The organism is Acidovorax sp. GW823-FHT05D11, from assembly GCF_058795695.1.
The window spans coordinates 5,167,271-5,192,500 of sequence record NZ_CM179502.1 but is presented as its reverse complement, the minus strand read 5'-3'; the positions used below and the strand labels follow the sequence as shown (position 1 = coordinate 5,192,500).

Sequence of the window (25,230 nt, the reverse complement as noted above, 5' to 3'; positions counted from 1 at the left end):
TAACGCGTCAGGTGAAAGACCTGGCAAGTCCTTGAAAGATTAGACGGCGGTGTTTCGCAAGAAACGTCAAAGTTATAGGGTCAAGTGACTAAGAGCATGTGGTGGATGCCTTGGCGATTACAGGCGACGAAAGACGTGATAGCCTGCGATAAGCTTCGGGGAGCTGGCAAATAAGCTTTGATCCGGAGATTTCTGAATGGGGAAACCCACCTCGCAAGAGGTATCGCATGATGAATACATAGTCATGCGAGGCGAACCGGGTGAACTGAAACATCTCAGTAGCTCGAGGAAAAGACATCAACCGAGATTCCGAAAGTAGTGGCGAGCGAAATCGGAAGAGCCTTCTATTGATAGCACGACTGTTAGCAAAACGGAATGGAAAGTCCGGCCATAGCAGGTGATAGCCCTGTATGCGAAAACAGACGTGTGGTACTAAGGTAGAGAAAAGTAGGGCGGGACACGAGAAATCCTGTCTGAATATGGGGGGACCATCCTCCAAGGCTAAATACTCGTAATCGACCGATAGTGAACCAGTACCGTGAGGGAAAGGCGAAAAGAACCCCGGGAGGGGAGTGAAATAGATCCTGAAACCGCATGCTTACAAAAAGTAGGAGCCCGCAAGGGTGACTGCGTACCTTTTGTATAATGGGTCAGCGACTTACATTCAGTGGCAAGGTTAACCGAATAGGGAAGCCGTAGAGAAATCGAGTCCGAATAGGGCGAATCAGTCGCTGGGTGTAGACCCGAAACCAAGTGATCTATCCATGGCCAGGATGAAGGTGCCGTAACAGGTACTGGAGGTCCGAACCGACTAGTGTTGCAAAACTAGCGGATGAGCTGTGGATAGGGGTGAAAGGCTAAACAAACTTGGAAATAGCTGGTTCTCTCCGAAAACTATTTAGGTAGTGCCTCAAGTATTACCGTCGGGGGTAGAGCACTGTTTAGGCTAGGGGGTCATGGCGACTTACCAAACCTATGCAAACTCCGAATACCGACGAGTACAGCTTGGGAGACAGAGCACCGGGTGCTAACGTCCGGACTCAAGAGGGAAACAACCCAGACCGCCAGCTAAGGTCCCTAAAATTGGCTAAGTGGGAAACGAAGTGGGAAGGCTAAAACAGTCAGGATGTTGGCTTAGAAGCAGCCATCATTTAAAGAAAGCGTAATAGCTCACTGATCGAGTCGTCCTGCGCGGAAGATGTAACGGGGCTAAGCCAGTTACCGAAGCTGCGGATTTGCAATTTATTGCAAGTGGTAGGAGAGCGTTCTGTAGGCCTGTGAAGGTGTCTGGTAACGGATGCTGGAGGTATCAGAAGTGCGAATGCTGACATGAGTAGCGTTAAAGGGGGTGAAAAGCCCCCTCGCCGTAAGCGCAAGGTTTTCTACGCAACGTTCATCGGCGTAGAGTGAGTCGGCCCCTAAGGCGAGGCAGAGATGCGTAGCTGATGGGAAACAGGTCAATATTCCTGTACCGATCAATAGTGCGATGTGGGGACGGAGAAGGTTAGCTCAGCCAACTGTTGGATATGTTGGTTCAAGCCTGTAGTCGTGCCTGGTAGGCAAATCCGCCGGGCTTAGATGAGGGGTGATAACGAGTCTGCTTGCAGACGAAGTGAGTGATACCCTGCTTCCAGGAAAAGCCACTAAGCTTCAGCTATTGACGACCGTACCGCAAACCGACACTGGTGCGCGAGATGAGTATTCTAAGGCGCTTGAGAGAACTCAGGAGAAGGAACTCGGCAAATTGATACCGTAACTTCGGGAGAAGGTATGCCCCAAGTAGGTGAACCTGTACAAGGCGAGCCCAACGGGGTTGCAAAAAATCGGTGGCTGCGACTGTTTAATAAAAACACAGCACTCTGCAAACACGAAAGTGGACGTATAGGGTGTGACGCCTGCCCGGTGCTGGAAGATTAAATGATGGGGTGCAAGCTCTTGATTGAAGTCCCAGTAAACGGCGGCCGTAACTATAACGGTCCTAAGGTAGCGAAATTCCTTGTCGGGTAAGTTCCGACCTGCACGAATGGCGTAACGATGGCCACACTGTCTCCTCCTGAGACTCAGCGAAGTTGAAATGTTTGTGATGATGCAATCTCCCCGCGGAAAGACGGAAAGACCCCATGAACCTTTACTGTAGCTTTGTATTGGACTTTGAACAGATCTGTGTAGGATAGGTGGGAGGCTTTGAAGTGAGGTCGCTAGATCTCATGGAGCCAACGTTGAAATACCACCCTGGTGTGTTTGAGGTTCTAACCTAGGTCCATTATCTGGATCGGGGACAGTGCATGGTAGGCAGTTTGACTGGGGCGGTCTCCTCCCAAAGCGTAACGGAGGAGTTCGAAGGTACGCTAGTTACGGTCGGACATCGTGACGATAGTGCAATGGCATAAGCGTGCTTAACTGCGAGACTGACAAGTCGAGCAGATGCGAAAGCAGGACATAGTGATCCGGTGGTTCTGTATGGAAGGGCCATCGCTCAACGGATAAAAGGTACTCTGGGGATAACAGGCTGATACCGCCCAAGAGTTCATATCGACGGCGGTGTTTGGCACCTCGATGTCGGCTCATCTCATCCTGGGGCTGTAGCCGGTCCCAAGGGTATGGCTGTTCGCCATTTAAAGAGGTACGTGAGCTGGGTTTAAAACGTCGTGAGACAGTTTGGTCCCTATCTTCCGTGGGCGCTGCAGATTTGAGGAAGCCTGCTCCTAGTACGAGAGGACCGGAGTGGACACACCTCTGGTGTATCGGTTGTCACGCCAGTGGCATTGCCGAGTAGCTAAGTGTGGAAGAGATAACCGCTGAAAGCATCTAAGCGGGAAACTCGTTTCAAGATGAGATCTGCCGGGGCCTTGAGCCCCCTAAAGAGTCGTTCAAGACCAGGACGTTGATAGGTCAGGTGTGGAAGCGCAGTAATGCGTTAAGCTAACTGATACTAATTGCTCGTGCGGCTTGACCCTATAACTTTGATAGCCAACACACGCAAGTGTGCAAAGCTCAAAGATTGTTATGCCAAGTTGACGCAGTCAAAAGACACAAAATCTGATTCCATACTCTATGAATTCGCCAGGCTGTTCCACGAACAGCCCAGCACCAAGTTATGCCTGATGACCATAGCAAGTTGGTACCACTCCTTCCCATCCCGAACAGGACAGTGAAACGACTTTGCGCCGATGATAGTGCGGGTTCCCGTGTGAAAGTAGGTCATCGTCAGGCTCTTACAGCCCAGAAAACCCCAGTCAGCAATGACTGGGGTTTTTTGCTTTGAGGGATGGCGAAAAGCACGTTGTGGGTAGTGCGTCTTCCGTGACACCACTGGCGTTTATCGAAGCTAAGTCCGGCAGGCGCGGGCGGTACACCCCGAGGATCGAGGGAAGGGCCTGCACGAAAGCCCGGTGGCTCAACCGCCTTGCCGCTGTCCGTCCACGAACACCAGCAGTTCTTCCTTGCCGAAGGCCGTCCACTCCTCATTCGTGGTGAGGGGGGCCGTCACGATCACGGCCACGCGGTCCGTGGCCGTGGTCCGGGTGGCGAAGTCGATGCGCACGTCCTCGTCCGACAACTGTGCCTCGCTGAACGGGTGTTTGCGCTCGATGTAGTACAGCCCTGTGGATGCATGGGCCCACAGCGCCTGGCCGTTGGAGAGCAGGAAATTGAAGGTGCCATGCGGCGCGATGCGCGCGGCCAGCTCTTTCAAGGTGATGGTCAGTTCGGCAATGCTGGGCACGCTGGCATGGGACTTGGCCAGCTCCTGCATGATCCAGCAGAAGGCGTGCTCGCTGTCGGTATCCCCCACCGGATGGAAATGCGCATGCAGGCGGGGGCGGAAGTCCTTCAAGTCACCGTTGTGGGCGAACACCCAGTACCGGCCCCACAGCTCGCGCACGAAGGGGTGGCAGTTCTGCAGGCTCACCACACCCTGGGTGGCCTTGCGGATGTGCGCGATCACGTTGCGGCTCTGGATGGGGTAGCGACGGATCAACTCCGCCACGGGCGAATTCACGGCGGGCAGATGGTCCACGAAGTGCCGCAGTCCCCGGTCTTCGAAAAAGGCGATGCCCCAGCCGTCGGCATGGTCGGCTGTGTTGCCGCCGCGCTGCGCGAAACCGGTGAAGCTGAAGGTCACGTCGGTCGGCGTGTTGCAGTTCATACCGAGCAGTTGGCACATGGTCGAGCAAAGTCCGGATCAATCGGCCATCAGGCCGGGGGTGAAGGGGGGGAGGTATCGGCCGGCGCCGCAGGCGCTTCGCGCAGCTGCCATGCGGCAACCAGGGCCAGCAGGCACAGCACGGTCAGCATCAGAAAGGTCTCGCCAAAGGCGTCGATGCGGGCCGTGTTGCTCGCGCCCGCGGTCAGCGATGCACCATGCGCCCCCAGGCGCCACTCCAGCACGATACCGCACAGGCTCACGCCGGCGGCTCCGCCGAGCATGCGCAGGAAGCCGATGGCGCTCGATCCCTGCGAGATCAGCGACTTGTCCAGCGGCCGCATGGCCCCCAGGTTGAGCGACGGCAGGATGAAGCCGAGTCCGATGCGGCCCAGGATCGCAAAAGCCACCAGCATCCACAGTGCGGAGCCCAGGCCCACCAGCACCATGAGTCCGAACGACAGGGCCAGCAGGGCCAGGCCGATGCTCACCAGCAGGTGCGTGGGCTGCCTGTCGGCCAGCCGTCCCACCAGGGCGATGGTGATGGCCAGCACGAAGCCCGCGGGCAGCATGATGGTGCCCACGTGCGAGGCCGAGAGCGACAACCCCAGTTGCATGAACACCGGCAACAGGTAGGTGGAGCCGAACAGCGCCGTGCCATAGATGAACGCCACGATGCTGCCCATGGCGAACTGCCGGTACTGGAACAACCGCAAATCCATCAGCGGCTTGCGCCCCTGCCGCAGCTGCCGGCGTTGCCAGCCGATGAAGAGGCCCGTGGCGACCACGGCACCGGCCAGCAACAGGATGGCCTCCGATGCGGTGCCCCCATGCAGTGCCACCAGCCCATTGAGCAGGCACAGCGTCCCGGCCGTGCCCAGCGCCAGGCCGCGCCAGTCGAGCGCCTCGCCCTGGCGGTTGGCGGCCACGCCGCCCGGCGCGGTGACGGGCACGAATTTGTAGGCGAGCCAGAGGGAGGCCAGGCACAGCGGCACGACCATGAAGAAAATGGAGCGCCAGCCGAACCAGTCGACCAGCAGGCCGCCGATGCTCGGTCCGATGGCGGGCGCCAGCACCACGCCCATGCCGAAGATGCCGCTGGCGCGGCCTTGCTCGTGGGGCTGGAAGGCGTAGAGGATGATGACGGCGGGAATGGGCTGCACGACCCCGGCCGCCAGCCCCTCGGCCACCCGGGCGGCCAGCACCAGGCCGAAATCACGGGCCAGCCCGCCGCCGATGCCGCCGGCCAGCAGCAGGAGCATGGCGCCCACATAGGTGGCGCGGTAGCCATAGCGGGACAGGAGCCACGGCGTGGTCAGCATCGAGACCGTGGTGGCCACCATGAAGCCCGAGGTGACCCATTGGGCGCGCTCCTGGCCCAGGGTGAAGTAGTGGCTCATGTCGGGGATGGCCACGTTCACGATGGTCGACGACATGATCGACGCCATCGTGCCGACCATGACGGACAGCAGCAGCAGCCAGCGGTAACGTTCGCCATGGCGTTCGCGCAGGGCGGCGAGGGAACCAGAAGAAGGCTGTGTTGTCATGGATCGGTGGGCTGGCGTTCAGTTGCGAAGAAGCACGGGCTCTTCAGTGGGCTGGCGCAGTCCCAGGCCAGCGCAGTCAGGGACGGGCCGCCCCGCACCGAGGACCGGGCCCTCCCTTTTTCGGATTGCTGCAAAGCAATTCGAGAGCAGGGGGAAGGCGCCCAGTGCCTCGGGGGGATAGTCAGCTCCTCTCCGACCAGAGCTTGCCGCCCGTGGCCCAGTTCTCCCGCTTGACGTCGGTGATCAGGATGTCCACCGACTCGGGCGAACCGCCGAGCACCTCGACGGAGACGCGGGTGATCTCTTCCACCAGCTTGCGCTTTTGCTCGACCGTGCGGCCTTCCATCATTTCGACGTGGTACGTGGGCATATCAGCCTCCTTGGAGATAGTTGCAGAAAACAAAAGCGGAAATCATATCGGCGCCGGCGCGTCCGCAGGGGCGCCGGGCCGGGGCGCCGCTGGAGCGCCCCGCGCGCCGCACGCAGGACAGATACACACCTGGCCCCGTGCTGGGGCCGGCAGCGCCGCCAGCGCTTCCGGGTTGATCACCCGCGCCATGCACCAGCAGCTCTCGGCGGGCTGGCCCGCCGCGATGGCGCACTGGTTCGGCTGGCCGCACAGGGGGCAGCTGGAGGAGGGGGAGGAAGACGGCGCAGCGGATGGCGGGGCACTGGAGGGCGGCATGATGGCGGGCGGCACGCGCCCGCTGTGGATGGGAGGCGGCTGCGGGCCCAGTGTAAGGCGCCTGCGGCGTCCCGTCTTCCGCGCAGCGGGAAAGCCTGGGCGCCGGTGCCATGCGCGGCGGGCGGTCCGTGCCGCGCACCACTGGCACCTGGCCCGCCGCAGCCAGGGCAATCCATAAAAAAACAGCTGCCAGCGCTTGATGGGCAGGCGCTGGCAGCTATCAATAGGTGAGCGTGGCGCGCTTTGCGCGCGGCGCTCCCGGAATCAGGTGGCCTGTGCGGCCTTGAGCTTCAGGCGCCAGGCATGCAGCAGGGGTTCGGTGTAGCCGCTGGGCTGCTCCTGGCCCTTGAAGACCAGGTCGCAGGCGGCCTGGTAGGCCATGCTGGTGGCGAAGTGGCCCGCCATCGGCTGGTACAGCGGGTCGCCCGCGTTCTGGCCGTCCACCACCGCGGCCATGCGCTCGAAGGTCTCGCGCACCTGCGCTTCGGTCACCACGCCGTGCAGCAGCCAGTTGGCCATGTGCTGGCTGCTGATGCGCAGCGTGGCACGGTCTTCCATCAGGCCCACGTTGTGGATGTCGGGCACCTTGGAGCAGCCCACGCCCTGGTCCACCCAGCGCACCACATAGCCCAGGATGCCCTGGGCGTTGTTGTCCAGCTCCTGCTGCTTCTCGGCGTCGCTCCAGTTGGGGGCGGCTGCCACGGGCACGGTGAGCAGGCCGGTCAGCAGGTTGTCGCGCTCGGCGTTCACGTCGGTCTTCTCCAGGCCGATCTGGATCTCGGCCACGTTGACCTGGTGGTAGTGCAGCGCGTGCAGCGTCGCGCCGGTAGGGCTGGGTACCCAGGCGGTGTTGGCGCCGGCCTTGGGGTGGGCGATCTTTTGCTTGAGCATCTCGGCCATCAGGTCGGGCATGGCCCACATGCCCTTGCCGATCTGTGCCTTGCCGCGCAGGCCGCAGGAGAGGCCCACCAGCACGTTGTTCTTCTCGTACGACTGGATCCAGGCGCTGGTCTTCATGTCGCCCTTGCGCACCATGGGGCCGGCGTGCATGGCGGTGTGCATCTCGTCGCCGGTGCGGTCCAGGAAGCCGGTGTTGATGAACGCCACGCGGCTCGATGCAGCGGCAATGCAGGCCTTGAGGTTGACGGAGGTGCGGCGCTCTTCGTCCATGATGCCCAGCTTCACGGTGTTGGCGGGCAGGCCCAGCAGTTGCTCCACGCGGCCGAACAGGTCGCTAGCAAAGCCCACCTCGGCCGGGCCGTGCATCTTGGGCTTGACGATGTAGACGCTGCCCTTGCGGGAGTTGCGGATACCGTTCGCGCCGTGGCCTTGCAGGTCGTGCAATGCGATGGCCGTTGTGACCACTGCATCCATGATGCCTTCTGGGATCTCGCGCTGCGCGCCCTGCGCGTCGGTCCAGAGAATGGCCGGGTTGGTCATCAGGTGGCCCACGTTGCGCAGGAACATGAGCGAGCGGCCGTGCAGGCGCACCTCGCCACCTTGCGGGCCCGTATAGATGCGGTCAGGGTTCAGCCCGCGCGTGATGGTCTTGCCGCCCTTGGCGACCTGCTCGGTCAGCGTGGCCTGGATGATGCCCAGCCAGTTGCTGTAGCCCAGCACCTTGTCCTCGGCGTCCACGGCGGCCACGGAGTCTTCCAGGTCCAGGATGGTGGAGAGCGCGGCTTCCAGCACCAGGTCGCTCACGCCCGCCGCATCGGACTGGCCGATGGGCGTGGAACGGTCGATCTGGATGTCCAGGTGCAGGCCGTTGTGCTGCAGCAGCACCGACGAAGGCGCCGCGGCGTTGCCCTGGTAGCCCTTGAACTGCGAGGGATCCTTCAGGCCCGTGGTGCTCCCGTTGGCGAACGAGACGACCAGCTGGCCGCCTTCCACCTTGTAGCCCGTCGAATCCTTGTGCGAACCCGCAGCCAGCGGCGCGGTGTCGTCCAGCACCTGGCGCGCGAACGCGATCACCTTGGCGCCGCGCACGGGGTTGTAGCCCTTGCCCTTTTCGGCGCCGCCTTCTTCGCTGATGGCATCCGTGCCGTACAGCGCGTCATACAGGCTGCCCCAGCGCGCGTTGGCGGCGTTCAGCGCATAGCGGGCGTTCAGGATGGGCACCACCAGCTGCGGGCCGGCCTGCGTGGCCAGCTCGTCGTCCACATTGGCGGTGGTGGCCTTCACATCGGCGGGCTGGGGCACCAGGTAGCCGATCTTTTCGAGGAAGCTGCGGTAGGCCACCATGTCCTTGATGGGGCCGGGATTGGCCTTGTGCCAGGTATCGAGCTCGGTCTGCAGGCGGTCGCGCTCGGCCAGCAGGGCGATGTTGCGCGGGGCCAGGTCGGCCACGATGGCGTCAAAGCCCTTCCAGAAGGCGGCGGCATCGACACCCGTGCCGGGCAGCACCTTGTCTTCGACAAAGCGGTACAGGGAGGTGGCCACTTGCAGGCCGTGGACTTTGGTGTGATCGGTCATGGGGTGCCTAGAAAGTTGTGCAAACGTGGATCAATGAAAAAGAAAATGGGACCTGCATGAGCAGGCCATGGACAGACTGTATTGCAAATATTTGCCCACATAAATACGCTGAAAATCTCTAAACCAGTGACTTTTACGCACAACTGGTGGCCGTCCGTAGTCGCCCGGAATGGTGCTTTGGCCGGTTACCCACTACGCTGCGCACACAATAAACCCACCGGGAGACAAACCCATGCAGGCACCCCTGGCCGCTGGCGCGCTGAACGCAGCCTACAAGAACAAGATCGTCAGCGCCGCCGACGCGGTGTTGCTCATCCACGATGGCGACACCGTGGCCACGGGCGGCTTCGTCGGCATCGGCTTTGCCGAGAGCATCGCCGTGGCGCTCGCCCAGCGCTGGGAGGCCACACAGACCCCGCGCGACCTCACGCTGGTCTACGCCGCAGGCCAGGGCGATGGCAAGCAGCGCGGCCTCAACCACCTGGGCCACGCGGGCCTGCTCAGGCGCGTGATCGGCGGGCACTGGAGCCTGGTGCCGCGCATCCAGAAGCTCGCGGTGGACAACCAGATCGAGGCCTGGAACCTGCCGCAGGGCGTGATCACGCACCTGTTCCGCGACATCGCCGCGGGCAAGCCCGGCACGCTCACGCGCGTGGGCCTCGACACCTTCGTGGACCCGCGCCATGGCGGCGGCAAGCTCAATGCGCGCACCACCGAAGACCTGGTGCGCATCCTGCCCATCGACGGGCAGGACTACCTGTTCTACAAGGCCTTCCCGATCCACGTCGGCATCATCCGCGCGACGACGGCCGACGCGGACGGCAACCTCACCATGGAGCGCGAGGCGCTCACGCTCGAAGCGCTGGCCATCGCCATGGCCGCGCGCAACTCGGGCGGCGTGGTCATCGCGCAGGTCGAGCGCATCGCCGAGCGCGGCACGCTCAACCCCCGGCAGGTGAAGGTGCCCGGCGTGCTGGTGGACGCCGTGGTGCTGGCCACCGAGCCCGCGCACCACCACCAGACCTTTGCCGAGCCCTACAGCGCCGCGTTCGCGGGCGAATTGCGCGTGCCCGTGGACACGCTGGAGGCCATGCCCCTGACCGAGCGCAAGATCATCGCCCGCCGCGCGGCGCTGGAGCTGCGCCCGCACCAGGTGGTGAACCTGGGGATCGGCATGCCCGAGGGCGTGGCCAACGTGGCGGCCGAGGAGCGCATCATCGACCTGGTCACGCTCACGGCCGAGCCCGGCGTGATCGGCGGCATCCCCGCCGGGGGCCTGAACTTCGGCGCGGCCGTGAACCCGCAGGCCATCATCGACCAGCCCAACCAGTTCGACTTCTACGACGGCGGCGGCCTGGACATCGCCATCCTGGGCCTGGCGCAGGCCGACCAGCACGGCAACCTCAACGTGAGCAAGTTCGGGCCGCGCCTGGCGGGTGCGGGCGGCTTCATCAACATCAGCCAGAACGCCAAGACCGTGGTGTTCGTCGGCACCTTCACGGCGGGGGCGCTGCAGGTGGAGGCGGTCGACGGCCACCTGCACATCCTGCACGAAGGCGGCGCGCGCAAGCTGGTGCGCGAGGTCGAGCACCGCACCTTCAGCGGCGCCGAGGCGCTGCGGCGCGGCCAGCGCGTGCTGTACGTCACCGAGCGCTGCGTGTTCCGCCTGGTGCCCTCGGGCGAGGAGGGCGGTGGCGGCGCGCTGGAGCTGATCGAGCTGGCGCCCGGCATCGACCTGCACCGCGACGTGCTGGCCCACATGGCCTTCACGCCGCGCATCAGCCCGGGCCTGCAGGCCATGGACATGCGCCTGTTCGAGCCCGGCCCGCTGGGCCTGCGCGAGCAGCTGCTCAACCGCCCGCTGGTGCAGCGCTTCGAGCTCGACGCCGCGCGCAGGCTGCTGCACATCGACTTCTCGGGCCTGCAGATCAACACGGCCACCACCATCGACGCCATCGAGCACGAGGTGCGTCGCCTGCTGGCACCGCTTGCCGCCCAGGGCGAGCGCGTGGAGGTCATCGTGAACTACGACCACTTCACCATCGCGCCCGACCTGGCCGATGCCTACACCGCCATGGTGCAGGGGCTCACGCGCGACCACTACGCGGACGTCAAGCGGTATGGCACGGTGGGTTTCCTCAAGTCGCGCCTGTTCTGAATGCTATAAAAACAATAGCTATTGGCGCAATGCCCCCGGGCGCTGGACGCTGTTTTTGCTTCAAGGCCGGGGGCGTAAGGCCCGTGCGGCGCCGGGCTTGCACGCCCTCGGATGTCTCCATAATCACTGCCCATGGACAAACTCAAGGCCTTCGAATCCTTTGTGTCGGTGGCCACGCGCGGCAGCCTCACGGCCGCCGCCAAGGCCGAGGGCGTGGCGCCCGCCATCATGGGGCGGCGGCTCGACGCACTGGAAGAGCACCTGGGCGTGAAGCTCTTGGTGCGCACCACGCGGCGCATCAGCCTCACGCACGAGGGCAGCGCGTTCCTGGAAGACTGCCAGCGCCTGCTGTCCGACGTGGCCAATGCCGAGGCCAGCGTGTCGGAAGGCGGGGTCAAGGCCACGGGCCATTTGCGCATCACCGCGCCCGCCGGTTTTGGCCGCCGCCATGTGGCGCCGCTGGTGCCGCGTTTTCGCTCGGCGCACCCGGACGTGACCATCTCGCTGAACCTCAGCGACCGCGTGGTGGACCTCGCGGGGGAAGGCTTCGACTGCGCCGTGCGCGTGGGCGACCTGCCCGACTCGTCGCTGGTGAGCGTTCGCATCGCCGACAACCGCCGCCTGTGCGTGGCCACGCCCGAATACCTGGCCCGGCGCGGCACGCCGCGCGCGCCGGCCGAACTCGTGCAGCACGACTGCCTCACGCTGTCCAGCGACGCATCGCAGACGCGCGGCTGGGCGTTCCGGGTGCCCCTTGCGGATGGCGCCACGGAGGTCATGCATCTGAAGCCCGGCGGGCCGCTCGACTGCTCCGACGGCCAGGTGCTGCACGACTGGTGCCTGGGCGGCTGGGGCATTGCCTGGCGCAGCACCTGGGAGGTCGAGGCCGAGATCGCCGCTGGTCGCCTGGTCGCGGTGCTGGAGGACTTCGCCGCGCCGCCCAACGGCATCTATGTGGTGTTCCCCCAGCGCAAGCACCTGCCGCTGCGCGTGCGGCTGTGGATCGACTTCCTGAAACACCAGTACGCGCAGCCCGCGTTCTGGAAAGGCGAATGACTTCCCCTGAGCCGCTGCGCGCCTTCCTCCGACGCGAAGCGGGATGCCTCCGGGGGCCAAGCCGGTTCCACGGTAGCGCTGGCCTTGGCGCGCCCCATGCGTTGGCCCGCTCCGTGCGACGGGTGGTGCTGATGGACCGCCCCGTGGCAGACTGCGCACTCCATGGCCGAGCCCACGCTTCTCGTCGCTGACGACCACCCGCTGTTCCGCGCCGCCGTGCTGCACGTGCTGCATGAGCGTCTGCCGCAGTTCCGCACGCTGGAGGCGGCCAGCGCCGCCACGCTGGGCACGGCGCTGCAGGAGCACTCCGAGGTGGAGCTGGTGCTGCTGGACCTGAGCATGCCCGGCGCGCGCGGCTTCTCCTCGCTGCTGCACGTGCGCGGCGAGTACCCCGAGCTGCCGGTGGTCATCATCTCGTCCAACGACCACCCGCGCGTGATCCGCCGCGCGCAGCAGTTCGGCGCGGCCGGTTTCATCCCCAAGTCCGCGCCGGCCGAGGCCATGGGCGAGGCCATCGAGGCCGTGCTCGACGGCGGCAGCTGGTTCCCGCCCATGGCGGCCGAGCGCTCCGAGGCCGACGCCGAGCTGGCCGCGCGGCTCGCGCAGCTCACGCCCCAGCAGTTCCGCGTGCTGCTGTGCCTGGCCGACGGCCTGCTCAACAAGCAGATCGCCGCCGCGCTGGGCCTGGCGGAGAACACCGTGAAGGTGCATGTCACGGCCATCCTGAAAAAGCTCGCGTGCTACAGCCGCACGCAGGCGGCGGTGCTGGTGAAAAGCCTGGAGGCCGAAGGGGTGGAGCCGGATTGATGGGATGCTTTTGAGAAAAATAGGCTCTAGCGCATATTGGATAAGCGCAAGCAGCTATGAAAAGAGGAGTGAGGGAATGGATTATCCAGCGCTGCAAGCCAGGCTGCGCAGTTTTGCCGCAGCCCGGGACTGGGAGTCTCGCCACACACCCAAGAACCTGGCCATGGCGCTGACGGTGGAGTCGGCGGGGCTGCTGGAGATGTTCCAGTGGACGACGCTGAGCGAATCGCGGGGTGTTGTGCGCGATCCCGCCCACAAAGAGCGCGTGGCCCATGGGATTGCCGACGTGCTGCTTTGCCTGTTGCAACTGGCAGACCATGCAGGGGTGGACCTTCCAGACGCCGTGGAGCACACGCTGCGTGCAAAGACGCTCGAACACCCACCCAAGCACCCGGAACTGGAGCCTCCCCTACCCGCTGCCGTCGTGTCCGGCATATGCGCCCCCACAACCCCTGCGACCTCCAGAGTGCACCTGCTCGTTGATTGGGAAAACGTGCAGCCCAAGGGCGATGAACTCAAGGCACTGGTGCCGCAGGGCACGGATGTGTGGCTGTTCCATGGCCCACATCAGACGGTGGACCCTGCGGGACACCAGCAGGTTTACGGGGCAGAGCAGGTGACACGTGTTCCGAGAACAGGTGCGGGCAGGAACGCGCTGGATTTTCAACTGGCTTACTACGTTGGATACATCTCGGCCCGTCAGCCGGAGGGCACGTTTGTGGTCGTCTCCAACGACCAGGGTTATGAACCCATGTTGGAGCATGCGAGGGAGCTGGGGTTTGATGCGCAGCGGTGTGGGTTCCGCAGGATGCCGACACCGCCCGCCGCATCCCTAGCGCTGAAGTCCGCGCCCTTGCCGCAGCCAGAGCCTCCATCGGCGGCGACCCCTGCGGTGGAGGCGACGGTCAAGACCACAGCAAAAGCTGTAGCACCACGGCCTCCGCCTGCAAAAGCTGCTCCGGTCCGCCCCCAGGCCACGCGGGCAGACATGCAGCAACTGCTGGCCCAACTGGATGGGCTGACTCCACCCCACCGCCCCGCGCGGAAGGATGCGCTGTTGATGCTGCTGCAAAGCTGGTTGGGCGAGTCCAGTGCCCGGTCGCCGCGCACATCGCACGCCTTGGCTCAGTTGCAGGCGCGAAAGCGGGTGGTGGTCAAGGGCGACGCGGTGTCCTACCCGCCCGTGTTGGAGGCCCAGCCTGTGGCGAAAACGTCCGCCGCTAAGGCTGCTTCTTCCAAGGCAGGGACTGCAAAGGCCGCGCCTGCCAAGAAAGCATCCGCTTCCAAAGCGCCCGCACAACCGCCACTGCCGAAGAAATCTGCCGTTTCAGCTCCATCCAAGTCGCACCTCCCTGCCGCTGGTAAGACCGCAGCAAAGGCTGTGCAACCCCCCACCGCAGCCCAGGTGGCGCGGGCGGTGCTGGCCAGCCTTCAGAAGATGAGTAAGAACAAGCCCCGGCAACGCTCGGGCTTGCTCAAGCATATCCAGGCCCACTCTGCACGGGCAGAAGACCCCGCGACCATGGCGCAGCGTGTGCTGCGCTTGCTGGAGGCGCGCAAGGACGTGGCCACTGCATCGGATGGCAAAGGGATTACCTACTTGACATTGAAATAGGTGCGTGGCGCTTGTCCATCAAGCGCTTAAAGCTATGAAAAATGCAGCATTAAGGCGTATCTTGCTGCAACCTCAGCAGCGTCTGGCTCACCAGCGCCCGCAGCGCCGGCGCCCGCACCGGCTTGGCCAGAAAGCCCCAGCCGCGTTCGGCCGCCTGCCGGCGCAGCGTGGCGTCGTGCTCGGCGGTGACCAGGATCACCGCTGGGGCCTGGCCCCAGCGTTCGCACAGCTGGGCGTAGACATCGGGGCCATGGTGGCGGGAGCCCAGGTGCACGTCCAGCAGCACCAGCTGCGGCGCCTGGCCGCGTTCGGCCTGGGCCAGCGCCTCGGGCGCGCCGCCGGCCAGCGGCACCTGGCAGCCCCAGCGCTCCAGCAGGGCGCGTGTCGCGGCGCAGGTGGGCCCGTCGTCCTCGATCACCCAGGCGCTGCTGCCCTGCAGCGGGGCGTCTTCCTGCGGCTGCCGTGGAGCGGCCGTGGCGGCGGCGGCTGGCTGTTGCCGCGCGGCGGCGGGGTCGCCCAGCGGCACGCGCACCCAGAACACGCTGCCGCGCCCCAGCTGCGAGCGCAGCCCGATCTCGTGCCCCAGCAGGCGGCCCAGGCGCTCGACGATGGCCAGGCCCAGGCCCGCGCCCCGGTCGTCGGCGCGGCCTTCGTCCAGGCGGCGGAACTCCTCGAAGATCTCGCGCTGCAGCGCCTCGGGGATGCCCGGGCCCTGGTCGTGCACCTCGATGCGCAGGTGGTCACCGGCCCTGCGGCAGCCCACCACGATGCGCCCCTGCCGGCTGTAGCGGATGGCGTTGGAGACGAAGTTCTGCAGGATGCGGCGCAGCAGGTTCTCGTCGGTGCGCACCACGGCGCGCGTGGGCACGCAGCGGAGCTTCAGGCCCTGGCCCTCGGCCAGCACGCCGAAGTTGTGGGCCAGCACCTGCAGCAGCGGGCCCAGGGCCACGTCGTGGATGTGCACGTCCAGTTGCCCCGACTCCATGCGCGAGATATCGAGCAGGCTGCTCAGGATCGCGTCCTGCGAAGCGAGCGCGCCGTCGATGCTGTCCACCGTGCGCCGCTCGGCGTCGTCCTGCAGGTGGCTGCGCAGCAGCGAGGTGAACATGCGCGCGGCATTGAGCGGCTGCAGCAGGTCGTGCACGGCGGCCGCGACGAAGCGGGTCTTGTAGCGGTTGGCGCGCTCGGCCTCGCGCCGCGCGGCGTCCAGGTCGCGCGTGCGGTCGGCCACGCGCTGCTCCAGCGCATCGGCCAGGCTGCGCAGTTCGCGTGCGGCGTTCTTGTAGCTGGTGATGTCGGCATAGCTGGTCACGAAGCCGCCTTCGGGCAGCGGGTTGCCGCGGATCTCGAGCACCGTGCCATCGCCCTTGGCGCTCTCGTGCAGATGGGGCAGGCCGCTGCGCAGGTGCGACAGGCGCCGCTCGATCGCCTCGTCGGCCGGGCCGGGGCCCAGCAGGCCGCGGCGCGCGTTGTGGCGCAGCAGGTCCGCGATGGGCTGGCCCACGCGCATCAGGTCGGCGGGGTAGCGAAACAGCTGCACGTAGCGCGAGTTCCAGGCCACGAGGTTCAGGTCGGCATCGATGATGACCACGCCCTGGGGCAGGTGCTCCAGGCTGCGCGACAGGCCCGTGTCGGTCTGCTGGGCGGCCTGCTGCGCCGCCTGCACGATGCCGTCCTGGGCGGTGCGCAGCTCCTGCGCGTGCTGCTGCAGCACGGTCTCCAGCTCCTGGCGGCTGCGCTGGCGCAGGTTCGCCAGGCGCTGCCGCTGGCGCACGAACAGCACCAGCAGGGCCAGTGCCAGCCACCCCCCGCCGCCGGCCGCCGCGGCCCAGCGGCTGTCGGCGATGCTGCTGTGCGTGTCGTGCACCAGGTGCAGCTGCCAGGGCGTGCCGGGCAGCGGCTGGGTCTGCCACAGCACGCGGCCGGGCAGGGGCGGCAGGTCGGGCGACAACAGGCGCACCAGGCGGCCGCCGTTGTCCATGTGGTCGTCCACGCGCCAGGCCAGCGGGCGCAGCGGCTGGTTCGAATACTGGCGCGTGGCGTTGAGCTCGCGGCGCTCCTCGTCGCCCAGGGGCTCCAGCAGGCGGTAGCGCCACGCGTCCTGGCTGGCCAGGAACACCACGCCGTGCGCGTCGGAGGCCAGCACGATGTCCGGCGTCTGCAGCCACTCGCGCTCGAGCTCCTGCAGCGCGATCTTGATCGCCACCAGACCCAGCGTGTGGCCGCTGGCGTCGCGGATGGCCTGCGACAGGAAGTAGCCCGGCTCGCCCGTGGTCACGCCGATGCCGTAGAAGCTGCCGCGCCCCTGCGCCAGCGCCTCCTGCACATACGGGCGAAAGCTGTAGTCCACCCCCACGTTGCTGGTGGTGGTGCGCCAGTTGCTGGCCGCCACGGCCAGCCCTTCGCGGTTGAGCAGGGTGAGCGTGGACGACTGGCTTGCGCCGTTGGCCTGCTCCAGCTTGAGGTTGAGCTGCTCCACCTCCGCCGGGCTCAGGGCGCGGGTCAGCGCATCCTGCAGCTGCGCGTCCAGCGCCAGCACCTCGGGCAGGGTGCGGTAGCGGTCGATGCGCTGGGCCAGCGTCTGGCCGTACAGGGTCAGCTGCTGCTGCACGCTGTCGCTCTCCTCGTGCAGCGAACGCTGCCACGCCCACTGCCCGGCCACGAACATGCTGCCCGCCATGCCGGTGAGGAGGATCAGCAGGGTCCAGAATTTGCGAAGGCGCGGCGTCGTCATGGGGCAGAAATCAGGGGGCCGGGAGCGTGCCCCGGGCTTGATGGTGAGGGCAGCGAGTGTGCCTCACCTCGCTGGCGCCTAGGGGTTTTCCCTATATTGGGGCACGGGGCGCCCTCTGGCGGTGCCACCGACTAATACCAATAGGTTATCGGCTGAATCCGGGGGCGGCGGTACAAACGGCACCCTCGACGCACCCCGCTGGTGCAGTCACCGTGATTTCAGGAGACATCCCCATGCACGCCATTACCGCCCCCACCGCCCATCCCGTGCGGCTTCCCTTTTACCGGCAACTGTACTTCCAGGTGGTGGTCGCCATCGTCCTCGGGGTGCTGCTGGGCCACTTCGAGCCGGCCTACGGCGAGGCGCTCAAGCCGCTGGGCGACGCGTTCATCAAGCTGGTGAAGATGATCATCGCCCCGGTGATCTTCCTGACCATCGTGACCGGCATCGCGGGCATGTCGCAGCTGTCCACCGTGGGCCGGGTGTTCGGCAAGGCCATGGCGTACTTCCTGTTCTTCTCCACGCTGGCGCTGGTCGTCGGCCTGGTGGTGGCCAACGTGGTGCAGCCCGGCGCGGGCATGAACATCAACCCCGCCGACCTGGACCAGACGGCCGTGAAGACCTACGTGGCCAAGTCGCACGAGATGTCGCTCACCGGCTTCGCGATGGACATCATCCCCAAGACGCTGGTCAGCCCCTTCGTGGGCGACAACATCCTGCAGGTGCTGCTGGTGGCCGTGCTGTTCGGCATCGCGCTGGCCATGGTGGGCGAGGCTGGCCGCCCGGTGCAGAATTTTCTGGAAGCGCTGACCACGCCCGTGTTCAAGGTGGTGGGCATCGTGATGAAGGCCGCGCCCATCGGCGCGTTCGGCGCCATGGCGTTCACCATCGGCAAGTTCGGCCTGGGTTCGCTCGTCAACCTGGCCTGGCTGGTGGGCTCGTTCTACATCACCTCGCTGCTGTTCGTGGTGGTCATCCTGGGCTTCGTGGCCCGGCTGTGCGGCTTCTCGGTGCTCAAGCTGTGCCGCTACCTGAAGGCCGAGCTGATGCTGGTGCTGGGCACCTCGTCGTCCGAATCGGCCCTGCCGTCGCTGATGGAGAAGATGGAAAAGGCCGGCTGCAGCAAGTCGGTGGTGGGCCTCGTGGTGCCCACGGGCTACTCGTTCAACCTGGACGGCACCAACATCTACATGACGCTGGCCGCGCTGTTCATCGCCCAGGCCACCAACACCGAACTCTCGCTGGGCCACCAGGTGGCGCTGCTGCTGGTGGCCATGCTGTCGTCCAAGGGCGCGGCGGGCGTGACCGGCGCGGGCTTCATCACCCTGGCCGCCACCCTGGCCGTGGTGCCCGAGGTGCCGGTGGCCGGCATGGCGCTGATCCTGGGCGTGGACCGCTTCATGAGCGAGTGCCGCTCGCTGACCAACTTCATCGGCAACGCGGTGGCCACCGTGGTCGTCTCGCGCTGGGAAAACGCGCTGGACCACGAACGCCTGGACGCCGCGCTGAACGGCCATCCGCTGCCCGCCCCCGGGGTGGTGCCCGCCGCCGAGGTGCCCCTGGGCGCGGTGGCCCGCTCCGCGGCCTGATACGCCGCCACTCGCCGCCGCAGCGGCGCGGGCCCCGGGGCTTGCGCCGCTGTTTTTTTGCTATTGATGTAATAGCTGCTTGCGCTTGCTGGACAAGCGCTGGCCCCCGTCTGTGTTCAGGCGAATGCCTTGCGCCGCTGCGCCACCATGCCTGCCGAGCCCGCCAGCAGCGTGAGCAGCAGCAAGCCCCATCCGCCCAGTGCCGGGATGCCATGGGCGCTGGGGGGTGCGGCGGCCAGGGGCATCGCCGGGTCCAGGATCTCGCCGTTCTGCAGGCCATCGTCATCGCCCACGCCGCCGTCGGTCACGTCAAAGCCCACGGTGTTGCCGTTGATGAGCAGGTTGCCGGGCGTGATGAAGTTGCCATGGCTGTGCTTGATGAAGTCGTCCACCGCCTGCGGCCAGATGGTGGTGACGCGCACCGTCGCGCCCGGGGTGCAGCCCACCAGCTTGAAGCGGAATGCGCCTTGCGGCGCGGTGCGGCCTGGCGGCGTTGCGGCCGCCGCGATGAACCCGGTGGCCGCCGGGTCGAAGCGGCAGCCCGCCCCCCCGCCGGTGAAGCTGGCGCTGGCCGCGCCCCCCGCGCCGCCGGCCGGCACGGTGGTGCCGGTGGCGGTGGTGATGGCCGCGTACTGCGCCTGCACGCCGCGCGGGGCCTGCACGTTGGCGAGGGTGCAGGTGCGGCTGGGCAGGTCCACGCCGTCGCAGCCGGTAAAGCCGGTGAAGGTGAAGCCCGCGTGGGGCGCGCTGGCGGTGCAGGTGGCGCCGCCGCCGTGGTTCACGCTCGCCGGGCAGGTGACGATGCCGCCGCCGGCGGGCGATGCGCTGGCGCTGAGGGCATGGGTGTTGATGGCGAAGCTCGCCGTCACGCTGCGCGCCTGGTCCAGGGTGACGGTGCAGGTGGTGGCGCTGCCGACGCAGTCGCCGCCCCACACCACGTGCCAGTCGGTGGCGGGCGTGGCCGTGAGGGTCACCACGCCGCCCGCGAGGTAGCTGGCCTGGCAGGTGCCGCTGCTCGCAATGCAGTTGGTGATCTGGCCTGCCGTGGGGGCGGGCGGGGCCGTGGCGCCCACGCTGCCGCCCGTGGACAGCACGGCCACTTGCAGCAGCTTGTCGTCGCGCAGGTCGGCGTCGGCGCGGTCAGGGCCTGCGTTCCGGCCCCGCATCCCGGCGCCGGCCGCGTTGCCGCTGACGCTGTGTTCGCAGCCGGGCGCCAGGGTCAGCTGGCCATCGTTCCACAGCCCGCCCACGGCCTGGCCGCCAGCGAAGCTGGCAGGGTGACCACTACCGCCACCGCCCGCGGCCAGGTTGGCGCTGATGGCGCAGCCCGCGCCCTGCACCGTGAGTTGCGCGCCCGGCGCGTTGTAGATGCCGCCGGCCGCCGCGCCGCCGGCGCTATTTCCGCCGCCGCTAATCCATCCCCCGCCCCCGCCGCCGCCCACCCAGACGCCGCCGAGCGTGGCATACCCCCCGCCGCCGCCCGTGTCACCAGCATTTCCTGGAAAGCCCGTGCTGCCGGTGCCGCCGTTTCCTGCAAGGGTTGCGCCTGCGCCGCCGCTGCTGCCGTTGCTGCCGTTCCCGGCGTCGGTGTTCCCACCGCCGCCGCCATAGCCGCCACCTCCCGCGCCGTACCATCCGCCACCGCCACCGCCGCCCGCCCAGCCACCGCCGCCGGCACCGCCACCACCGGCGCCCCCGCCCCCCGCGCCCCCGCCATGGCTGCCGCTGCCGCCATTGCTGAAACCCTCCCCACCCGTTGGTGCGTCGATGGCGCCGCTACCGCCTCCATTGAGGCTGCTGCCATTGCCTCCGCTGCCGCCCGCGCCCTTGATCTCGCCCGGCTGGCCGATGTTCAGCCCCACGCCGCTGCCCCCGCCGCCGCCGCCCATGCCGCTCTGCCCGCCGCCCGTGGCGTAGTTGCCCTGCACCTGCACGCCGTCGAGCGTGAGCGTGCCATCGTTGCGGATGCCCGCGCCCCAGGACGAGCCCGACTGCGCCGTGCCGCCCACGTCGATCCCCTTGCCTGCCAGCAGCCCGCGCGTGATGACCAGCCCGCGCAGGGTGGCGGTGGCGCCCGCGTTGACCCACAGCACGCGGCCCCGAAGCTGCCCGTCCAGCGTGACGCCGGGGCCGTCGATGGTGACGCTCTTGCCGATGACGAGCTGACCCAGCAGCGCCACGCGGGACACGCCGCCCGCGAAGGCGATGGTGTCGCCGCTGGCGTTGGCATCGGCGAGCGCCTGGCGCAGGCTGCCCGGGCCGCTGTCGTTGCCGTTGGTCACGGTGAGGCTGGCCGCCTGGGCGGCGCCAGCGGCCACCAGCGCGGCGGCGCAGGCCAGCCCGCGCAGGGGATGGGGGCACGGGGTGTGGAACATGGCTTGTTTGCTTTTGTTTTGATAGCTGTTTGCGCTTGCTGAGCGGGCGTTGAAGGGTGTTTTGGCTTTAAACGCCGCCTCGCCGCCGGTGCAAGCCCAGCGCGGCCACCAGCGCAGACAGCAGCGCCAGCGCCCAGGGCGCATCCACGGGGATGGCCGCGGGCGGCGCAAGGGGGTTGACGAAGCGGCCCGCGGCTGCGGGGCAGCTCGTGTCGCTCTCCGGCCAGTACTGGTTGCCCGTGCCGGTGAAGGGGATGGCGCTATAGCAGTTGTCGCCGGGCGTGTTGTCGGTGATCTGGTTGTGGTTCAGCGTGAACGTGTGCCCGGCCGGAGCACTGAACCGGACGCCCGCGCCCCTGTTCGCGCCGCCTGCGGCGGGGCTGGCGTTGTTGGCAATGATGCTGCCGGTGACCAGCGTGTTCACGCCGCTGTAGAGGGCGCCGCCCTGCTGGCCGGCGATGTTGCCCGTGAAGCGGCTGTTCGTCACCGTCAGCGAGCCGCTGCCCGTGCTGTAGACGGCGCCGCCCAGGCTGGCGGTGTTGGCGGTGAACTGGCTGTCCGTGATGGTCACCGTGCTGTCGCGGCTGAAGAGGCCGCCGCCGTTGGCCAGGGCCGTGTTGCCGGTGATGACGCTGTGGTCGATGTTCAGGGTGACGCCGTCCGCGTAGATGCCGCCGCCATCCGTCGGGCCGCCGCCGGCGGTATTGCCGCCGGCCAGCGTCAGCCCGCGCAGCGTGAGCGTGGTGCCCGCCAGCGTGGCGGTGACCAGGGGTGTGGCGCCGCCGCCGTCCAGGGTCACGCGCCCGCCGCCGTCGATGGTGGTGTTCGAGGCCTGGTAGATGTCCAGCGCGCTGCCCAGCGTGATGGTGCTGCCTGCGGGAAAGGCGGCGGGGTCGAACGCGATGGTGTCGGCGCCGCTGCCCAGCGGGCAGTCGGCGTCCCAGACGGTATCCGTCACCGCGCTGCCGAGGGCCTCGGTCAGGCTGCACAGGCCGTCGCCCCCCATGACGGTCGTGGTGTTGACGGTGATGGTGGCCGCGGGGGCCAGGCTGGCGGCCAGCAGGCAGGCGGCGGCGAGGGCGATTCGTTTGGGCATAAAAAAGGCTTCCAGCGCCCACACAGAAAGCGCAGGCAGCTATGAAATTGAAAGCATTGGCGTGAAGTCACAGATGGTAGGGATTGGCCATGCGCCTGTCTGTCCTCAGAACTGATGACATGGCGCTGCTGCCCGGCGCTTGCCCATAATCCAGCCCATGGCTCCCGACACCGCCCCGCCCCTGCCCGCCCCCTGGCCCGCGCGCCTGCCGGCTCCTTTGCGGGTGGGCGTGGTCGAGGACGACCCGGCCTGCCGCGACACCTTCATCGCCATGATCGGCGCGCAGCCCGACCTGGCGCTGGCCATGGCGGCGGCCAGCCGGGCCGAGGCGCTGGCGCTGCTGCCCCAGTCGCCCATGGATGTGCTGCTGGTGGACCTGGGCCTGCCCGACGGCTCGGGCCTGGACGTGATCCGCGCCGCGCGCGCGCAGTGGCCCGGCTGCAGCGTGCTGGTGAGCACCATCTTTGGCGATGAAACGCACGTGCTGCGCTCCATCGAGGCCGGGGCCATGGGCTACCTGCTCAAGGACGTGAGCGCCGCCGAGCTGGCCGAGGAAATCCGCAGCATCCACGCGGGCGGCAGCCCCATCAGCCCCATGGTGGCGCGCAAGATCCTGGCGCGCGCCGCCGCCAGCCTGCCGCCCGCCACCGAGCCGCCCGCCGCGCTGCTGTCCGCGCGCGAGCAGGAGGTGCTGCGCTGCGTGAGCAAGGGCTTCACCACCGAGGAGACGGCCCGCACCATGGGCGTCTCCCGCACCACGGTGCTCACCTTCGTGCGGCGCATCTACGCCAAGCTGCAGGTCAACACGCGCGCCGAGGCCATCCATGCCGCCCACAGGCAAGGCCTTCTGGCGAACGGGTAGGTGGTGCGCCGCGCTGCTGTTGGCCGCCTGGCTCGCGGCCTGCGGCGGCGGCAGCGCTACCGATAACCCCACGCACCTGCGGCAGGCCGCCTTCCGCATGGAGCCCGGCGCGGGCTGGGAACCTCCGCCCGCGCCGCCCTTCGCTGGGGAGGAGGAGAAAGGCGCGTGGGCCAGCGTGCCGCTGCCCCACGCGCGGGAGCGCAGCCTGGCCGAGGGCGGCGCCTCGCTGCGGGCCCCGCCCGACGTGGCCTGGTACCGGCTCGACCTGCCCCCGCCCGGTACACCCGGTGCCCCCAGCGCATCGGGCGCGCCGGGCCAGGACTTGTTTCTGTACCTGCCGCGCTGGCAGACCATCGGCATCGTCGCCGTCTATGTCGATGGCCGCATGGCCTACCGCACGCGCGGCAGCCGCGTGTGGAACAGCTTCAACCGGCCCCTGTGGGTGGCGCTGGGCAACCAAGCCGCCGGTGGCGAGCCGCCCCGCACCGTGTGGCTGCGCATGGCCAGCCAGCGCGGCGTGGGCGGGGCCGTCTCCAGCGCCTGGGTGGGCACCGAGCAGAACCTGCTGTGGCGCTACAGCGTGCGCCGCTTCGTGCAGAACGACTTCATCAGCCTGACCGGCGCCGCCTTTCTGGCCATTGGCCTGTTCGCGCTGGCCGTGGGCTGCGTGCGCCGGCGCGAGCCCATCTACCTGCTGTTCTTCGCCATCTCCGTCACCACCTTGCTGCGCAGCCTGCACTACGTGGTGGACGACCGGCCCCTGCCCGTGCCCGACGACTGGTTCGGCTGGATGACCGTCAATTCGCTGGGCTGGGCCATGGTGTGCACCTTCGCCTTCGCCTTCCGCGTGCACGGGCGGCGCATGCCCGCGCTGGCGCTGGGCATCGCGGGGCTGGTGTCGCTGGGCACCGTGCTCACCCTGCCGCTGCCGCCGCTGCTGCCGTACCTCGATGCCATGCTGCCGCTGGTCTATCTCGTCATCACCGTGCTGACGGCGGTGGTGGCCGCGTCGGGCCTGTGGGCCTCGTGGCGCGCGCGGTCGCGCGAAGGGCTGGTGCTGTTCGCCTGGTTCTCGCTGAACGTGCCCGCGGGCGCGCACGACCTGCTGATGGTCAACTACCGCATCGACATGGAGCATGTCTATCTGGCGCCCTACAACGCCATCGGCCTGTTCGCCATCTTCCTGGCCATCGTCTGGCGGCGCTACGTGGGCGCCATCCACGCGGTCGAGGTGGCCAACGCCGGGCTGGAAAGCCAGCTCGCCGCCCGCGAGCGCGAACTGACCGCCAGCCACGAGCAACTGCGCGCGCTGGAGCGCCAGCAGACCCTGGCCACCGAGCGCCAGCGCATGATGCAGGACATGCACGACGGCATCGGCTCGTCGCTGATGAGCGCGCTGCGCATGGTCGAGCGCGGCCAGGCCAGCACGGCCGACACGGCCCAGGTGCTCAAGGACTGCATCGACGACCTCAAGCTCGCCATCGACTCGCTGGACCCCGCCGATGCCGACCTGCTGGCGCTGCTGGCGGCCGTGCGCTTTCGCCTGGCGCCCCGGCTCAAGGCCGCGGGCATCACCCTTGCCTGGAACGTGCAGGACCTGCCCCCGCTGCCCTGGCTCGACCCGCAGTCCGCGCTGCACGTGCTGCGCATCCTGCAAGAAGTGCTGGCCAACATCCTCAAGCACACCCAGGCCACCCTGATCGACGTGGCCACCGCGCCGCAGGCGCAAGCCGGGCAGGGCGGCGCGGGCGTGGTGGTGCGCATCCGCGACAACGCAGGCGCCTTCGTGCTGTCCGAAGGCCCGCCCGCCGCCCTGGCCGGCCAGGGCCTGCTCAACGTGCGCCACCGCGCCCAGGCCCTGGGCGGGCGCTGCCAGTGGGCGGCATGGGAGGGCGGGGGCGAATTCACCCTGTGGCTGCCGCTGGCGCGCGGTGATTGAAGAACTACTCTTTTGATAGCTGCCGGCGCTTGCCCGCTAAGCGCTGGAGGCCTGTTGGGCATCAAACCCCGGCAAGGCCTTGTCCTCAGTTCTGAGGACATACAGGCGTGTTGCAATTTCTTAACATTCCGGCGGTTCGTCACACACC

15 protein-coding genes and 2 rRNA genes are annotated in these 25,230 nt (G+C 67.1%); 9 read left to right on the top strand and 8 right to left on the bottom strand.

Going from position 1 to position 25,230, the window contains the following annotated elements; all coding sequences use genetic code 11:
- Nucleotides 1–78 precede the first annotated feature (78 nt).
- Nucleotides 79–2,957: ribosomal RNA gene (locus tag AC3RCE_RS23900) — 23S ribosomal RNA — on the top strand.
- Between the two features lie 143 nt (nt 2,958–3,100).
- Nucleotides 3,101–3,213: ribosomal RNA gene (gene rrf / locus AC3RCE_RS23895) — 5S ribosomal RNA — on the top strand.
- A gap of 184 nt (nt 3,214–3,397) precedes the next feature.
- On the opposite strand, the gene AC3RCE_RS23890 is transcribed toward rrf, so the two are convergent.
- The 5 genes from AC3RCE_RS23890 to AC3RCE_RS23870 form a co-directional block, all read right to left on the bottom strand.
- Nucleotides 3,398–4,165: a class II glutamine amidotransferase gene (locus AC3RCE_RS23890; RefSeq protein ID WP_218296735.1), complete on the bottom strand. Its 768-nt coding sequence runs from the start codon at nt 4,163–4,165 to the stop codon at nt 3,398–3,400.
- A 29-nt stretch (nt 4,166–4,194) separates the two neighbouring features.
- Nucleotides 4,195–5,691, bottom strand: coding sequence for a DHA2 family efflux MFS transporter permease subunit (locus AC3RCE_RS23885; protein WP_492254111.1), 1,497 nt, complete (start codon nt 5,689–5,691; stop codon nt 4,195–4,197).
- A gap of 181 nt (nt 5,692–5,872) precedes the next feature.
- The gene (locus AC3RCE_RS23880) at nt 5,873–6,061 is read right to left on the bottom strand and encodes a 4-oxalocrotonate tautomerase (RefSeq protein ID WP_218296737.1); all 189 of its coding nucleotides are present in this window, start codon (nt 6,059–6,061) and stop codon (nt 5,873–5,875) included.
- 42 nt (nt 6,062–6,103) lie between these two features.
- On the bottom strand, nt 6,104–6,376 hold the full coding sequence (locus AC3RCE_RS23875; RefSeq protein ID WP_492254110.1) for a cysteine-rich CWC family protein: 273 nt from the start codon (nt 6,374–6,376) through the stop codon (nt 6,104–6,106).
- Nucleotides 6,377–6,640: 264 nt separating this feature from the next.
- Nucleotides 6,641–8,851, bottom strand: coding sequence for a malate synthase G (locus AC3RCE_RS23870; RefSeq protein ID WP_492254109.1), 2,211 nt, complete (start codon nt 8,849–8,851; stop codon nt 6,641–6,643).
- Nucleotides 8,852–9,083: 232 nt separating this feature from the next.
- Between AC3RCE_RS23870 and AC3RCE_RS23865 the strand changes: the two genes are divergently transcribed.
- From AC3RCE_RS23865 to AC3RCE_RS23850, 4 genes are all read left to right on the top strand, one after another.
- Nucleotides 9,084–11,009, top strand: a complete 1,926-nt coding sequence (locus tag AC3RCE_RS23865) for an acyl CoA:acetate/3-ketoacid CoA transferase (RefSeq protein WP_369643624.1) — start codon at nt 9,084–9,086, stop codon at nt 11,007–11,009.
- A 132-nt stretch (nt 11,010–11,141) separates the two neighbouring features.
- Nucleotides 11,142–12,065 (top strand): LysR family transcriptional regulator, encoded by a 924-nt coding sequence (locus AC3RCE_RS23860; RefSeq protein WP_218296741.1) that lies wholly within the window; start codon nt 11,142–11,144, stop codon nt 12,063–12,065.
- 162 nt (nt 12,066–12,227) lie between these two features.
- Entirely contained in the window at nt 12,228–12,872 is a 645-nt protein-coding gene (locus AC3RCE_RS23855) for a LuxR C-terminal-related transcriptional regulator (protein WP_492254108.1), read from the top strand.
- Nucleotides 12,873–12,948: 76 nt separating this feature from the next.
- Nucleotides 12,949–14,487 carry a nucleotide pyrophosphohydrolase gene (locus AC3RCE_RS23850; RefSeq protein ID WP_492254107.1) on the top strand — a complete coding sequence of 513 codons (1,539 nt, stop codon included), beginning with the start codon at nt 12,949–12,951 and terminating at the stop codon, nt 14,485–14,487.
- Nucleotides 14,488–14,536: 49 nt separating this feature from the next.
- On the opposite strand, the gene AC3RCE_RS23845 is transcribed toward AC3RCE_RS23850, so the two are convergent.
- The gene (locus AC3RCE_RS23845; protein WP_492254106.1) at nt 14,537–17,221 is read right to left on the bottom strand and encodes a hybrid sensor histidine kinase/response regulator; all 2,685 of its coding nucleotides are present in this window, start codon (nt 17,219–17,221) and stop codon (nt 14,537–14,539) included.
- Nucleotides 17,222–17,454: 233 nt separating this feature from the next.
- On the opposite strand from AC3RCE_RS23845, the gene AC3RCE_RS23840 reads away from it, so the two are divergent.
- Nucleotides 17,455–18,810: a dicarboxylate/amino acid:cation symporter gene (locus tag AC3RCE_RS23840; RefSeq protein ID WP_218296744.1), complete on the top strand. Its 1,356-nt coding sequence runs from the start codon at nt 17,455–17,457 to the stop codon at nt 18,808–18,810.
- Nucleotides 18,811–18,926: 116 nt separating this feature from the next.
- Here AC3RCE_RS23840 and AC3RCE_RS23835 read toward each other — a convergent pair whose 3' ends face one another.
- Nucleotides 18,927–21,185: an IPTL-CTERM sorting domain-containing protein gene (locus tag AC3RCE_RS23835; protein WP_492254105.1), complete on the bottom strand. Its 2,259-nt coding sequence runs from the start codon at nt 21,183–21,185 to the stop codon at nt 18,927–18,929.
- 67 nt (nt 21,186–21,252) lie between these two features.
- Nucleotides 21,253–22,281, bottom strand: a complete 1,029-nt coding sequence (locus AC3RCE_RS23830) for a right-handed parallel beta-helix repeat-containing protein (protein WP_492254104.1) — start codon at nt 22,279–22,281, stop codon at nt 21,253–21,255.
- A 157-nt stretch (nt 22,282–22,438) separates the two neighbouring features.
- Between AC3RCE_RS23830 and AC3RCE_RS23825 the strand changes: the two genes are divergently transcribed.
- Together AC3RCE_RS23825 and AC3RCE_RS23820 are read left to right on the top strand one after the other, a co-directional pair.
- A complete protein-coding gene (locus tag AC3RCE_RS23825) occupies nt 22,439–23,143 on the top strand; it encodes a response regulator transcription factor (RefSeq protein WP_218296746.1) in 705 nt (234 codons plus the stop codon).
- Nucleotides 23,144–23,162: 19 nt separating this feature from the next.
- Entirely contained in the window at nt 23,163–25,082 is a 1,920-nt protein-coding gene (locus AC3RCE_RS23820; protein ID WP_492254103.1) for a sensor histidine kinase, read from the top strand.
- Nucleotides 25,083–25,230: the final 148 nt, after the last annotated feature.

Bases quoted from the DNA above. Each gene is read 5' to 3' on its own strand.
- AC3RCE_RS23890 (WP_218296735.1), bottom strand. From the start codon at position 4,165: ATGTGCCAACTGCTCGGTATGAACTGCAACACGCCGACCGACGTGACC.
- AC3RCE_RS23885 (WP_492254111.1), bottom strand. From the start codon at position 5,691: ATGACAACACAGCCTTCTTCTGGTTCCCTCGCCGCCCTGCGCGAACGC.
- AC3RCE_RS23880 (WP_218296737.1), bottom strand. From the start codon at position 6,061: ATGCCCACGTACCACGTCGAAATGATGGAAGGCCGCACGGTCGAGCAA.
- AC3RCE_RS23875 (WP_492254110.1), bottom strand. From the start codon at position 6,376: ATGCCGCCCTCCAGTGCCCCGCCATCCGCTGCGCCGTCTTCCTCCCCC.
- AC3RCE_RS23870 (WP_492254109.1), bottom strand. From the start codon at position 8,851: ATGACCGATCACACCAAAGTCCACGGCCTGCAAGTGGCCACCTCCCTG.
- AC3RCE_RS23865 (WP_369643624.1), top strand. From the start codon at position 9,084: ATGCAGGCACCCCTGGCCGCTGGCGCGCTGAACGCAGCCTACAAGAAC.
- AC3RCE_RS23860 (WP_218296741.1), top strand. From the start codon at position 11,142: ATGGACAAACTCAAGGCCTTCGAATCCTTTGTGTCGGTGGCCACGCGC.
- AC3RCE_RS23855 (WP_492254108.1), top strand. From the start codon at position 12,228: ATGGCCGAGCCCACGCTTCTCGTCGCTGACGACCACCCGCTGTTCCGC.
- AC3RCE_RS23850 (WP_492254107.1), top strand. From the start codon at position 12,949: ATGGATTATCCAGCGCTGCAAGCCAGGCTGCGCAGTTTTGCCGCAGCC.
- AC3RCE_RS23845 (WP_492254106.1), bottom strand. From the start codon at position 17,221: ATGACGACGCCGCGCCTTCGCAAATTCTGGACCCTGCTGATCCTCCTC.
- AC3RCE_RS23840 (WP_218296744.1), top strand. From the start codon at position 17,455: ATGCACGCCATTACCGCCCCCACCGCCCATCCCGTGCGGCTTCCCTTT.
- AC3RCE_RS23835 (WP_492254105.1), bottom strand. From the start codon at position 21,185: ATGTTCCACACCCCGTGCCCCCATCCCCTGCGCGGGCTGGCCTGCGCC.
- AC3RCE_RS23830 (WP_492254104.1), bottom strand. From the start codon at position 22,281: ATGCCCAAACGAATCGCCCTCGCCGCCGCCTGCCTGCTGGCCGCCAGC.
- AC3RCE_RS23825 (WP_218296746.1), top strand. From the start codon at position 22,439: ATGGCTCCCGACACCGCCCCGCCCCTGCCCGCCCCCTGGCCCGCGCGC.